Source organism: Prauserella sp. PE36, assembly GCF_003311655.1.
Classification (GTDB): Bacteria; Actinomycetota; Actinomycetes; order Mycobacteriales; family Pseudonocardiaceae; genus Prauserella_A; species Prauserella_A endophytica.
In genome coordinates, this window is the sequence record NZ_QEQT01000059.1 from 145400 (window position 1) to 158223 (window position 12824).

The 12824-nt window shown below is 70.3% G+C and carries 11 protein-coding genes and 1 tRNA gene; 5 read left to right on the top strand and 7 right to left on the bottom strand.

Features of this window, described 5'->3' with window-relative positions; all coding sequences use genetic code 11:
* Positions 1 to 14 precede the first annotated feature (14 nt).
* On the top strand, positions 15 to 596 hold the full coding sequence (locus DI005_RS14290; protein WP_228713886.1) for a hypothetical protein: 582 nt from the start codon (positions 15 to 17) through the stop codon (positions 594 to 596).
* Positions 597 to 669: 73 nt separating this feature from the next.
* On the opposite strand, the gene DI005_RS14295 is transcribed toward DI005_RS14290, so the two are convergent.
* The 7 genes from DI005_RS14295 to aceE form a co-directional block, all read right to left on the bottom strand.
* Positions 670 to 1917 carry a beta-ketoacyl synthase gene (locus DI005_RS14295; protein ID WP_112274943.1) on the bottom strand — a complete coding sequence of 416 codons (1248 nt, stop codon included), beginning with the start codon at positions 1915 to 1917 and terminating at the stop codon, positions 670 to 672.
* Between the two features lie 31 nt (positions 1918 to 1948).
* Positions 1949 to 2194 carry an acyl carrier protein gene (locus DI005_RS14300; RefSeq protein WP_110342395.1) on the bottom strand — a complete coding sequence of 82 codons (246 nt, stop codon included), beginning with the start codon at positions 2192 to 2194 and terminating at the stop codon, positions 1949 to 1951.
* Positions 2195 to 2268: 74 nt separating this feature from the next.
* Positions 2269 to 3255, bottom strand: a complete 987-nt coding sequence (locus DI005_RS14305; RefSeq protein WP_112274945.1) for a beta-ketoacyl-ACP synthase III — start codon at positions 3253 to 3255, stop codon at positions 2269 to 2271.
* Positions 3252 to 4166, bottom strand: coding sequence for an ACP S-malonyltransferase (locus DI005_RS14310; protein ID WP_304481734.1), 915 nt, complete (start codon positions 4164 to 4166; stop codon positions 3252 to 3254). The genes DI005_RS14305 and DI005_RS14310 overlap by 4 nt, the downstream gene beginning before the upstream one ends.
* Positions 4167 to 4307: 141 nt before the next feature.
* A complete protein-coding gene (locus tag DI005_RS14315; protein WP_112274949.1) occupies positions 4308 to 5501 on the bottom strand; it encodes a CdaR family transcriptional regulator in 1194 nt (397 codons plus the stop codon).
* A 182-nt stretch (positions 5502 to 5683) separates the two neighbouring features.
* Positions 5684 to 6895, bottom strand: coding sequence for an alpha-hydroxy acid oxidase (locus DI005_RS14320; protein WP_113642427.1), 1212 nt, complete (start codon positions 6893 to 6895; stop codon positions 5684 to 5686).
* An 82-nt stretch (positions 6896 to 6977) separates the two neighbouring features.
* Positions 6978 to 9797 (bottom strand): pyruvate dehydrogenase (acetyl-transferring), homodimeric type, encoded by a 2820-nt coding sequence (gene aceE / locus DI005_RS14325; RefSeq protein ID WP_112274952.1) that lies wholly within the window; start codon positions 9795 to 9797, stop codon positions 6978 to 6980.
* A gap of 393 nt (positions 9798 to 10190) precedes the next feature.
* Between aceE and DI005_RS14330 the strand changes: the two genes are divergently transcribed.
* The 4 genes from DI005_RS14330 (at position 10191) to DI005_RS14345 (ending at position 12778) form a co-directional block, all read left to right on the top strand.
* A complete protein-coding gene (locus DI005_RS14330; RefSeq protein WP_110342401.1) occupies positions 10191 to 10616 on the top strand; it encodes a DUF3052 domain-containing protein in 426 nt (141 codons plus the stop codon).
* A gap of 102 nt (positions 10617 to 10718) precedes the next feature.
* Complete coding sequence (locus DI005_RS14335; protein WP_112274954.1) at positions 10719 to 11180, top strand: peroxiredoxin; 462 nt, start codon at positions 10719 to 10721, stop codon at positions 11178 to 11180.
* Between the two features lie 34 nt (positions 11181 to 11214).
* A tRNA-Val gene (locus DI005_RS14340) sits at positions 11215 to 11286 on the top strand.
* Positions 11287 to 11392: 106 nt separating this feature from the next.
* The gene (locus tag DI005_RS14345; protein WP_112274956.1) at positions 11393 to 12778 is read left to right on the top strand and encodes an alkaline phosphatase PhoX; all 1386 of its coding nucleotides are present in this window, start codon (positions 11393 to 11395) and stop codon (positions 12776 to 12778) included.
* Positions 12779 to 12824 lie beyond the last annotated feature (46 nt).

The window sequence follows — 12824 nt, forward strand, 5'->3', positions numbered from 1 at the left end:
GTTACCCTTGCGGCGTGCCCCCAGGTCCGCCTCGCCCGCGCTGGCTCGTGCCAGTGCTCATCGTGGTGGTGTCGCTGACGGTCGGTGGCGGTCTGCTGGCGCGTGAGATCTACCAGCCTCCCGACGACGAGGACGTGGCGGCGAGCCAGCCGACCACGCCATCGCTCGCTCCCGAGCAGCAGCCCGGGCCAGGGACTGTGCAACTCACTGCGGACGCCGCGGCGCACCCCGAGGCGGAGCCCGTGCGTCAGCTGCTGCAGGCCCACTTCGACGCCATCAACGGGGGCGACTACGACCTCTGGTCCACCACCGTGGTCGCCGAACGGGTGCAGGCGCAGCCGCGCCGGGAATGGCTGGCGAACTACCGCAGCACCAAGGACGGCAGCATCCGTGTGCACCGGATCGAGGTGGCGCCGGAGCAGCGGCTCACGGTCCTGGTGGGTTTCACGAGCACACAGGACGTGACCGACGCCCCGCCGGACCTGCCGGAGCCGTGCATCCGGTGGCGCCTCGCCTTCCCGCTGGCGCACGAGGACGGCGAGTGGAAGCTGGACACCGTCCCGGCCGGCACGATCCCCGAACGCGCCGCCTGCTGAGGGCAACCGCAGTGAAGGCCACCATGCCTGCGTTCAACGCAGGCATGGTGGCCTTCACTGCAGTCGTGGGGACTCAGGCGGCTGTGAACAGCAGGGCAGTGTTGTGGCCGCCGAAGCCGAAGGAGTTGCTGATCGCGGCGGTCAGCTCCACCTTGCGGGCCTCGCCGGAGACGACGTCGAGGTCGACCTTCGGGTCCAGGTTCTCCAGGTTGAGCGTGGCCGGCACGAGCCCGTGGTAGATCGACAGGATCGCGATGATGCCCTCCACCGCGCCCGCGCCGCCCACCAGGTGGCCGAGCGCGCTCTTCGGCGCGGTGACCACCGGGTGTTCGCCGATGGCCTTGCGGATGGCCGCCGCCTCTCCCACGTCGCCGACGACCGTGGAGGTCGCGTGCGCGTTGACGTGCCCGACATCGCTCGCCGTCAGTCCCGCCATCCGGATCGCGTGGTGCATCGCCGCGATCTGGCCGATGCCGTCCGGGTGGTTGCCCGTGATGTGGTGGGCGTCCGAGGTGATGCCGAAGCCGCTCAGCCGCGCGTACACCCGCGCGCCGCGGGCCGCGGCCCGGTCGGCACGCTCCAGCACGACCGCACCGGCACCCTCGCCGAGCACGAAGCCGTCCCGGCCCGTGTCGAACGGGCGCGACGCGTGCGCGGGGTCGTCGTTGCGTGTCGAGACGGTCCGCGCCTGCGCGAAGCCGGCGATGGTGATCGGGGCGATGCAGGCTTCCGCACCGCCCGCGACCACGACGTCGGCCCGGCCGGACTGGATCATCTGGAACCCGGTCGCGATGCCTTCCGCACCGGAAGCACACGCCGAGGCGGGCGAGTGCACTCCAGCGCGGGCCTTGAGATCGATCCCGACGTGCGCGGCAGGCCCGTTGGGCATCAGCATCGGCACGGTCAGCGGCGACACCTTGCGGATGCCGTGCTCCTCGAGCAGGTCGTCCTGGTCGAGCAGCGTGACCGGGCCGCCGATGCCGGAGCCGATGGACACGCCGAGCCGCTCCGGCTCCACGTCCGTGTGCTCGTCGGTCTGCTCGGCGAACCCGGCGTCCGCCCAGGCCTGCCGTGCCGCGATGAGCGCGACCTGCTCGCACCGGTCCAGCCTGCGAGCCTGAACGCGCGGGATGGTTTCCGTCGGCTCCTCGGCGAGACTCGCGCCGATCTTCACCGGGAGGTCGAAGCGTTCGACCCAGTCCGCCTCGATGGTGCGGACGCCACTGCGGCCCGCGATGAGGCCGTCCCAGGTGGACGTGACGTCCCCGCCGAGCGGCGTGGTGGCGCCGAGTCCGGTGATCACCACGTCGATGTTGCTCATTGCAGTCTCCCCGAGGTAGCCAACCGAGTTGTTACTTGGAGTTCGCCGCGACGTAGTCGACGGCGTCCCCGACGGTCTTGAGGTTCGCGAGCTCGTCGTCCGGGATCTTGACCCCGAACTTGTCCTCGGCCTGCACGGCGATCTCCACCATGGACAGCGAGTCGATGTCGAGGTCGTCCACGAACGACTTCTCCGTGCTCACGTCGTCCTGTGCCACACCGGCGACCTCCTCGACGATCTCGGCGAGGCCGGACAGGATCTCTTCTTTGTCTGCCACTTGGCGGTTTCCTTCCTAATCGAAGCGCTTGCGCTTGCGACGGACCTTAACGCGTCCGCCGCGGGCCGGGAGTATCACGGGCAGATGATGACCTGGCCCGCGTAGGAGAGGCCGGCGCCGAAGCCGACCAGCAGCACCACGTCGCCGGTCTTCACGGTGCCCGCCGCGCGCATGTGGTCCAGGGCGAGCGGGATCGAGGCCGACGAGGTGTTGCCGGAGTAGCGGATGTCGTCGGCGACCACCAGGTCCTCCCTGGCGCCCTTCGCCCGCAGCCGCTTGGCGATCGCCTCGACGATCCGCAGGTTCGCCTGGTGCGGGATGAGCACGTCCACATCGGACAGTTCCAGCCCCGCGAGCTCAACGGCGCGCATCGCGATCGGCGCGATCTGCGTGGTGGCCCAGCGGAAGACCGCCTGACCCTCCTGGTAGAGGTAGCGGTGCTCCCGCATGTAGATCATGTCGACGAGGTCGCCCGCGCTGCCCCACGCCACCGGGCCGATGCCCGGTTCGTCGGAGGGACCGACCAGCGCGGCACCGGCGCCGTCGGCGAAGATGATGGCCGTGGAGCGGTCCTGCGGGTCCACCACGTCGGTGAGCTTCTCGGCGCCGATCACCAGCACCTTGCCCGCAGAACCGGAGCGGATGAGATCGGAGGCCACGCCGAGGCCGTAGCAGAAGCCCGCACACGCGGCGTTGAGGTCGAACGCGCCGGCCGCCTTGATCCCGATGCGCTCGGCCACCTGACCCGCGGCGTTCGGAATGGGCGAGGGCATCGTGCAGTTGGGCACGATCACGGTGTCTACTTCGGACGGATCGGTGCCCGCGTCGGCGAGCGCCTTTGCTCCTGCGGCGACGGCCATGTCGACCAGCAGCTCGTCCTTCTCGGCGAACCGGCGCTCGACGATGCCCACGCGCTCACGGATCCACTGGTCGTTGGTTTCCATGACCTGCGAGAGGTCGTCGTTGGTGACGATCTTGTCCGGCTGCGTGCTGCCCACGCCGAGAATGCGCGTCGCCGCAGGCCCCTGCCGGAGCTTCATGGCCGGTCGGCCACCCGTCATCGGACATCCTCCAGGTTCGCGGGGGTCTTGAGCGCGACGAGCGTGGTGACGGTGCCCTTGAGCTCGCGCTTCACCAGGCCGGTCAGGGTGCCGGCGGGCGGCAGCTCCACGGTGCTCGTGACACCGAGAGCGGCGAGCTCACGCATCGTCAGGTCCCAGCGCACCGGCCGGGTCACCTGCTTCACCAGTCGCTCGAGGTACTCGCCGCCGCTGGTCACCACGGAGCCGTCGGCGTTCGACAGCAGCGGGCGCACCGGGTCGAAGGGGGTGATCTCCGCGGCGAGGGCCCGCAGCGCCTCCTCGGCGGGGGCCATGTACTTGGTGTGGAATGCGCCCGCCACCTTCAGGGGACGCACCTTGGTGCCCTCCAGCGGCTCGGCGACGATCTTCTCGATCTGCGCTGCCGATCCGGAGGCGACGATCTGGCCGGCGCCGTTCTGGTTGGCGGCCTCCAGCCCGTTCTCGTGCAGCCACGCGACCACCCGCTCGGGCTCTCCGAGCATCACCGCGGCCATGCTGGTGGGCTCGATCGCGCACGCCTTGGCCATCTCGGCGCCGCGGACGGCGGCCAGCGCGACGGCGTCGTCGGGCGAGAACACCCCGGCGATGGCGGCGGCGGCGAGCTCACCGACCGAGTGCCCGGCCACGGGGGCGTCCGAGGGCACACTCTCGGGCAGGTGCTCGGCGGCCAGCAGGGACAGCGCCACGATCAGCGGCTGCGTGATGGCGGTGTCCTGGATCTCCTCGGCGTCGCCCTCGGTGCCGAGGCGCAGCAGGTCGAGGCCGGCGCGATCGGACCACTGCTGTACCCGCTCGCGGGCGCCGTCGAGCTCGAGCCAGGGGGTGAGCATTCCGGGAGCCTGCGACCCCTGTCCGGGGCAGAGAAGTGCCATCACCCCTTCAGGGAACACGTCCGGCCCGGTCGCGGGGGATGCCGACGGGTCACGAAGTCCGTCGCGTGACGTTGTGGGGAGCCTACAAACGCCAGGTGACGTGACCCCTCGCCGACGTGGCCCTATTGTCGGGTTCGAGCAGTTCATTTGTGACTGACGTCACCAAAGGCCGCGCGACCTGGCGAGCCTGCCGACCGTGAGCGCGGTGCGAAGCACGAGCGCGTCCCGCGGGTCGCCCGCGTTGCGGCCGGTGAGCTCGGCGGCCTTGCGCAGCCGGTAGCGCACCGTGTTCGGGTGGACGAAGAGCTGCCGCGCGCACGTCTCCAGCACACCGCCGCTCTCGAGGTAGGTCTCGATGGTCTCCAGCAGCGCGGGGCCCGCGTCCTCCAGCGGCCGCGCGATGCTCTCGATCAGCTGGCGTTCGGCCTCGGCGTCGCCCGCAAGCGCGCGCTCGGGCAGCAGGTCGACCGAGCGGGTCGGCCTCGGCGCCGAGGGCCAGCCGACCACCGCGCGCAGGCCGGACAGTGCCTCCACGGCGCTGTGATGCGCCTCGGCAAGGCTGTCCACCGTGGGGCCCGCGACCACGGGTCCCTCGGCGAACGCCGTCGACAGCGTCGGCAGGATCGGGCGGTCCTTCGGGCCGCCGTCGGTCGGCCCGGCCACCACCACGACGAGCCGGGAGCCCTGCACGCCGAGCAGCACCGGACGGCCCGCCCGCGCGGCCCGGCTGCGGACCTCGAACACGACGGTCGGCGGGTCGTCCGACGGCGGGTTGCCCACGAGCACGGTGGCGGCGGCCGCCGGGTCCCAGCCCAGCGCCGCGGCCCTGGACAGCACCGACTCCTCGGCGTCGCCACGCACGATGCCGTCCACCACGAGCGCCTCCAGGCGGGCGTCCCACGCGCCCCGTGCCTCGGCGGCCGCGGCGTAGGAGTTGGCCGCGGCGAAGGCGACCTCGCGGCCGTAGCGCAGGATGCCCTCGATGAGCGCGGCCCGCTCCTCCTCGCTGGCGGCGAACTCGGGCAGCTGCTCCTCGAAGACCTCGATGGCCAGCCGCACGAGGCCCACGGTCTGGCGCAGGCTGATCCAGCGCGACAGCTCGCGGGGCGCGGCGCGGAACGCCTCGGTGGTGAGCTTGAGCGCCTCCTTGGAGTCGCGCAGCCACCTGACGAACCCGGCCGCGCCGGTCTGGGTGATCAACAGGACACTGGCTCGCTGGTCCGCGGGCATCCGGCCGAACCACGGCAGACGTTCCTCCATGGCCGCGACGCTTGCCTTCGCAAGGCGGCCGGAGGCTCGTTCGAGTTCGCGCAGGGTCTTGGCGGACAGGCGCTGCCGCTTGGGGGGTGACATCGTGCCTGCGATACTACGTCTCCGGCAGGCCAGGCCCTAAATTACGAGACCGCCCGACGCGCTGCGGTTCTCGCTGCGTCGGGCGGTCTCGTCTCCCCGGTCCCCACCGGTGATTCCACTATGGACCTTGTGGATCACCGGACGGAAGGGTTCTCACCCTTTCGTGGTCCCCTTTCCCCGGGTCAGCGGAGTACGGCATGGCCGGTGTTCAGCGCCCCGACGGTGCGCACGCCCAGCAACTGCATGGTGCGCACGATCTCGCCGCGCAGGATGTCCACGGCCCGCTGCACGCCGCGCTCGCCGCCGGCCATGAGGCCGTACAGGTAGGCCCTGCCGACGAGGCAGAGATCGGCTCCCATCGCGAGCGCGGCGACGATGTCCCCGCCGGAGAGGATGCCCGTGTCGATCCACACCTCGGCGTCTCCGCCCACGGCGTCCAGTGCCGGGGGTAGCAGCTCCAGTGGTGTCGGCGCGCGGTCGAGCTGGCGCCCGCCGTGGTTGGAGAGCACCACGGCCTCCGCGCCCGCCTTCACCACGTCCTTCGCGTCGGCTGGATTCTGTATGCCCTTCACCACGAGCTTGCCGGGCCAGCTTTCCCGCACCCACACGAGATCGTCGTAGCCGAGCGTGGGGTCGAACATCTCGTCGATGAGCTCGGCGGCGGTGCCACCCCAGCTCGTCAGCGAGGCGAACAGCAGCGGCTCGGTGGTGAGCAGGTTGAACCACCACGCCGGGTGCATCGCGCCGTCGACGAAGGTCCGCAGTGTCAGCGCGGGCGGGATCGTGAGCCCGTTTCGCATGTCTCGCAGGCGGGCTCCGCCGACCGGGGTGTCGACGGTGAGCATCAGCGTGTCGTAGCCCGCGTCCCACGCCCTGCGCATGAGCTCGGCGCCGGCGCCGTGATCGCGCCACACGTAGAGCTGGAACCATTTCCGGGCCTCGGGCGCCACGGCGGCGACGTCCTCGATCGAGGTCGTGCCCATGGTCGACAGCGCGTACGGAACACCGTTGCGCTGGGCGACGCGCGCGACCGCGGACTCGCCCTCGTGGTGCATCATCCGCGTGAACCCGGTGGGAGCGAATGCGAACGGCAGCGCCGAGCGCGCGCCCAGCACCTCGACGCTGGTGTCCACATCGGACACGCCGCGCAGCACGTTCGGACGGAACTCGACGCCCCGGTACGCCTGCCGAGCGCGGCGCAGGCTGTCCTCCAGCTCCGCGGCCCCGTCGGTGTAGTCGAAAACGGCCCTCGGCGTGCGCCTGCGCGCGATCGTGCGCAGGTCGGCGATCGTGTGGGCGGCGGCGAGCCGCCGGTCGGTCGGATTGGCCACGAACGGCTTCGGCCGCAGGATCTCGGCGAGCTCGGCGGGCCTCGGCAGCCTGCGCCTGGTCACAATGGGCTCCTTTGCGTTCCACTGACGGGACGACCCGCCGCCGGGCGGGGCCGGCGGCGGGTCGTGAGGTGCCGATACTGACTCAGGCGACGCCCGAGTCCGACGTCTGCGGGCCCGCCGCGGCGACGTCGTGGATCCGGTACTTCTCTGTCGCCTCGACGACCTTCGCCTGGTCGAACTCGCCACGGCGGGCGAGCATCGTCAGCACGCCGACCGTGATCGACTCCGCGTCGACGAGGAAGTGCCGCCGCGCGGCGGGACGGGTGTCGGAGAAGCCGAACCCGTCGGTGCCCAGCGTGAGCATGTCGGTCGGCACCCACGGCCGGATGAGGTCCGGCACCGCGCGCATCCAGTCCGACACGGCCACGACGGGCCCGTTCGCGTCCTTGAGCGCGGAGGTGACGTAGGGCACGCGCGGGGTGTCGCCGGGGTACAGGAAGTTGTCCCGGTCGACCTCGACGGCCTCGCGGCGCAGCTCCGTCCACGACGTCGCCGACCACACCGCGGCACGGACGCCCCACTCCTCCCGGAGCATCTCCTGCGCCTTGAGCGCGTCCGGCATCGTGACGCCCGAGACGAGGATCTGGGCCTCGGGGCCGTCTCCCTCGGGTGCCTCCGCGTAGCGGTAGAGACCCTTGAGCAGGCCGTCGACGTCGAGGTTCTCCGGCTCGGCAGGCTGCTGGTACGGCTCGTTGTAGACGGTCAGGTAGTAGAAGACGTTCTCGCCGTTGCCGTCGGGCCCGGTCTCGCCGTACATGCGGCGCAGGCCGTCCCGCACGATGTGCGCGATCTCGAACGACCACGCCGGGTCGTACGTCACCGCGGCCGGATTGGTGGCCGACAGCAGGATCGAGTGCCCGTCCGCGTGCTGCAGGCCCTCGCCGGTCAGCGTCGTGCGGCCCGCCGTGGCGCCGAGGACGAAGCCGCGGGCCATCTGGTCGGCCGCCGCGTACAGGCCGTCGCCAGTGCGCTGGAACCCGAACATCGAGTAGAAGATGTAGATCGGGATCATCGGCTCGCCGTGCGTGGCGTAGGACGTGCCGACCGCCGTGAACGACGCCGTCGAGCCCGCCTCGTTGATGCCCTCGTGCAGCAGCTGGCCCTGCTCGGACTCCTTGTAGGCCAGCATCAGCTGCGCGTCGACCGAGGTGTAGGTCTGCCCGTGCGGGTTGTAGATCTTGGCCGTCGGGAACATCGAGTCGAGGCCGAACGTGCGCGCCTCGTCCGGGATGATCGGGACGATCCGGTTGCCGATCTCGGCGTCCTTGGCCAGCTCGCGGACCAGGCGGACGAACGCCATCGTGGTGGCGACCTCCTGCTTGCCCGAGCCCTTGCGGATGGCCTCGTACACCTTGTCGCCCGGCAGCACGAGCGGCTTGGCCTTCGTCGCGCGCCGCTCCGGCAGGTAACCGCCGAGCGCCTTGCGGCGGCCCAGCATGTACTGGATCTCCTCGGAGTCCTTGCCGGGGTGGTAGTACGGCGGCAGCTTCGGGTCCTGTTCCAGCTGCTCGTCGCTGACCGGGATGCGCTGGGCGTCGCGGAACAGCTTGAGGTCGTCCAGCGTGAGCTTCTTCATCTGGTGCGTGGCGTTGCGGCCCTCGAACGCCGGGCCGAGCCCGTAGCCCTTGATGGTGTGGGCAAGGATCACGGTCGGCTGGCCGTGGTGCTCCAGCGCGGCCTTGTAGGCGGCGTACACCTTGCGGTAGTCGTGGCCGCCGCGCTTGAGGTTCCAGATGTCCGCGTCGGAGAGGTCCTTGACGAGGTCCTTCGTGCGCGGGTCACGGCCGAAGAAGTGCTCGCGGACGTACGCGCCGTCGTTGGCCTTGTAGGTCTGGAAGTCGCCGTCGGGCGTGGTGTTCATCAGGTTGACCAGCGCGCCGTCGCGGTCTCCGTGCAGCAGCGCGTCCCACTCGCGGCCCCAGATGACCTTGATCACGTTCCAGCCCGCGCCCCGGAAGTAGGCCTCGAGCTCCTGGATGATCTTGCCGTTGCCGCGCACCGGCCCGTCGAGCCGCTGCAGGTTGCAGTTGATGACGAACGTGAGGTTGTCCAGGCCCTCGCCGGAGGCGACGTGGATCAGCCCGCGCGACTCCGGCTCGTCCATCTCGCCATCGCCGAGGAAGGCCCACACGTGCTGGTCGCTCGTGTCCTTGATGCCGCGGGCGTGGAGGTACCGGTTGAACCGCGCCTGGTAGACGGCGTTCATCGGGCCGATGCCCATGGAGACCGTGGGGAACTCCCAGAAGTCCTGCATGAGCCTCGGGTGCGGGTACGACGGCAGCCCGCCGCCCTCGCCCGCGTGCGAGTACTCCTGGCGGAAGCCGTCCAGCTGATCAGCGCTGAGCCGTCCTTCCAGGAAGGCGCGCGCGTAGATGCCGGGGGAGGCGTGGCCCTGGATGAAGATCTGGTCGCCGCCGCCGGAGTGGTCCTTGCCGCGGAAGAAGTGGTTGAAGCCGACCTCGTACAGCGCGGCCGACGAGGCGTAGGTGGAGATGTGCCCTCCGACCCCGACGCCGGGACGCTGCGCGCGGTGCACCATGATCGCCGCGTTCCACCGGATGTAGGCGCGGTAGCGCCGCTCGATCTCCTCGTCGCCGGGGAACCACGGCTCGTTCTCCGTGGGGATCGTGTTGACGTAGTCCGTCGCGGTGAGTGGCGGCACGCCCACGTTGCGTTCCCGGGCGCGTTCCAGCACCCGCAACATCAGGTACCTCGCGCGCTGCTGGCCACCCCTCGCCAGTGCCGCGTCGAAGGAGTCGAGCCATTCGGCCGTCTCCTCGGGGTCGATGTCCGGTAGGTGCGCCGCCAGTCCGTCACGGATGACGCGGACGCGCGCCGGGGCTCCCTGACCGGGTGCGCCGGTGGTGGCGCCTTGCCCGGCCTTGTCGTTCTGGGGGGCCAAGGGATCTCCTCGCCGTTTGTCGCTTCGTTGTGTGCTTCTTCCAGCCCATCGTCGTCGCATTCGCGGCTTACGTCACCATTACTGCGCGGTAACGTTCGGCATGCGCTCTGCGCGGTGTTTGGCCTGCTGAAGCCCCAGGTGGAGCTTCTCTCCCACCCTAGTTGAGTGCCCTCGGAAGGGGGACGCCGCGGCGGTCCGAACGACCCCGTTTCACCTCGCGTCCGGGCCGTCCTGCCCGTAGCCTGCGGGACACGAGTTGCCTGTGATCCGGTGTGGACGGTTGCGCCGTGCGCCGCGCCAGTGTTCGCTAAGCCCATCCGTGTACGAAGCGTGCGGGTCGTCGGCGAATCCGGGTGACGCCCCGCACCGAGTTGTAGTTGGAGGAGTGAGGTCGTGGTCGCCGCGGGAGACGCTGATCAGCACAGCGTCGCCGAGAGGCTTGGGATCAAGCCGGACATGGTGGTCCAGGAGGTCGGCTGGGACGAGGACGTCGACGAAGACGTCCGGGCGGCCATCGAGGAGCACACCGGTGCTGACCTGCTCGACGAGGACGCCGACGAGGTCATCGACGTGGTGCTGCTGTGGTGGCGCGACGGCGACGGTGACCTCGGCGACGCGCTCGTCGACGCCAGGGCACCGCTCGACGAGAACGGCGTCATCTGGGTCCTGACTCCGAAGACCGGCCAGCCCGGTCACGTGGAACCGAGCGAGATCGCGGAGGCCGTGCCGACCGTGGGGCTGTCGCAGACGTCGAACCTGAGCCTCGGCGAGGCCTGGGCGGCGACGCGCCTGGTGCCGAGGTCGAAATCACGCCGCTAGGCACGAGACTGGCCCATACGGCGGCCCGTTGCCCGCGATAGGGTTGTCCGGCACACGCGGTTTTCATAGGCCGGACGACCTACGGGAGAGGAAATACTCGGTATGGCGGTCGAGGTCGGTTCGCAAGCCCCGGACTTCACGCTCAACGACTACAACAAGCAGGAAGTCACGCTGTCGTCGTTCCGGGGGGACAAGCCTGTGCTGCTTGTCTTCTACCCGTTCGCGTTCAGCGGTATCTGCCAGGGCGAGCTGTGCCAGCTCAGGGACGAGTTCGCCGAGTACGACAACGAGGGCGTCCAGGTCCTCGGTGTCTCGGTCGACACGCCGTTCTCGCTCAAGGCGTGGGCCGAGCAGCAGGGCTACCAGTTCCCGCTGCTGTCGGACTTCTGGCCGCACGGTGAGGTCGCCAAGGCATACGGCGTCTTCAACGACAAGGCCGGCCTGGCCGTGCGCGGCACCTTCCTGATCGACAAGGAGGGCGTCGTCCGCTTCGCCGAGGTCAACCAGCCCGGCGAGGCGCGCGACCAGCAGGCGTGGAAGAAGGCCGTCGCGGAGCTCGGCTGATCCACCCCGGCGGCACCGCAGGGTGCCGCCACCAGGGCGCATAGCTCAGCGGAAGAGCACCTGCCTTACAAGCAGGGGGTCGCAGGTTCGAACCCTGCTGCGCCCACCCTCAAAGGTTCACCGAGCCTTCGTCACGCGTTCCGCACGAATCGGGCTGAAGTGACGTATTCGCTGGTTAGCGTCCTCCCGTTCCCCAGGACGGGAGGAAATCCGTGACTGACACCGCCCCCACCGGTGGCCTCGACCGGCGAGGCTTCTTCCGCGCGGGCGTGGCCGCGACCGCCACGCTCGCCGCACTCGGTCCCCTCGAAGCGCTCAGTGCCCGCACCGCCGGTGCGGCTCCGCTCACCAAGCGTAACTCCAGTCCCGACTACGGCCCGCTGTCCCCGGTCAGGGACCAGACGACCGGGCTGCCGCTACTGGCCCTGCCCAGGGGCTTCGAGTACCTCAGCTACGGCTGGACCGGCGACGCCATGTCCGACGGCACACCGACGCCCGGCATGCACGACGGGATGGCGGCGTTCCACCGTCGCGACGGCAAGATCGCGCTGGTCCGCAACCACGAGCAGGGCGGCTACACCGGCGCGTTCACCGAACCCGCCTACAACCCCGCCGCCACCGGCGGCACCACCAACCTCGTGTTCGATCCCGAGAAGGGCGAGTTCACGGAGTCGTGGGCCAGCCTGTCCGGCACGATCCGCAACTGCGCGGGCGGCCCCACGCCGTGGGGCACCTGGCTGACGTGCGAGGAGACCACGGAGATCGCGCCGGACGGCACCCGGCACGGCTACGTCTTCGAGGTGCCCTTCGACGGCAAGGCCGACCCGTCCCCGCTGAAGGGCATGGGCCGGTTCAGCCATGAAGCCGTCGCGGTCGACCCCGGCACCGGCATCGTCTACCTCACCGAGGACGCCACCCCGTCGGGCTTCTACCGGTACCTGCCGCGCAAGCGGGGGAAGCTCGATGCGGGCGGCACGCTGCAGATGCTCGTCGTGGAGACCCCGGAGGGCGGCTCGTACTCGACCTACACCGACGGCACGGGCACGCGGTACCGGACGTCGTGGGTCACCGTGCCCAACCCGGACTACGCACCGGGCGAGACCCGGCCCGCCGAGCAGGGCGCCGCACTTGGCGCAGCCGTGTTCCGCAGGCTGGAGGGAGCGTGGTGGGGCAACGACCGCGTCTACATCGTCTCCACCAGCGGCGGGCCGAAGGGTCAGGGCCAGGTCTTCGAGTACGACCCGAGGACCGAGCGGATGCGCGTGCTGTTCGCCTCGCCCGACGCGACGGTGCTGAACAACCCCGACAACATCTGCGTCAGCCCGCGCGGCGGGATCGTGCTGTGCGAGGACGGCAGCGAGGGTGAGTACCTGCACGGTCTCACCACCGATGGCGAGATATTCCCGTTCGCCCTCAACCGCGTCGTGATCCCCGAGGGCGGGGTGCCGGGCAAGAAGGTGGCGCCCGGCGACTACTCGGGGTCGGAGTGGTGCGGCTCGACGTTCGAGCCGAAGCGAGGCAACTGGCTCTTCGTTAACGCGCAGACGCCGGGGATCACCTTCGCGATCACCGGGCCCTGGCGCCGCGGCTCCCTGTAGTGCCGCCGAAGGCGGCCGAGATCACGTTACGACAACGTTCCGTGAC

What these genes read in the sequence shown, in the direction of transcription:
- DI005_RS14295 (WP_112274943.1), bottom strand. Translation starts at nt 1,917, where the DNA reads ATGAGCAACATCGACGTGGTGATCACCGGACTCGGCGCCACCACGCCG.
- DI005_RS14335 (WP_112274954.1), top strand. Translation starts at nt 10,719, where the DNA reads ATGGCGGTCGAGGTCGGTTCGCAAGCCCCGGACTTCACGCTCAACGAC.
- DI005_RS14305 (WP_112274945.1), bottom strand. Translation starts at nt 3,255, where the DNA reads ATGACGGGTGGCCGACCGGCCATGAAGCTCCGGCAGGGGCCTGCGGCG.
- DI005_RS14315 (WP_112274949.1), bottom strand. Translation starts at nt 5,501, where the DNA reads ATGTCACCCCCCAAGCGGCAGCGCCTGTCCGCCAAGACCCTGCGCGAA.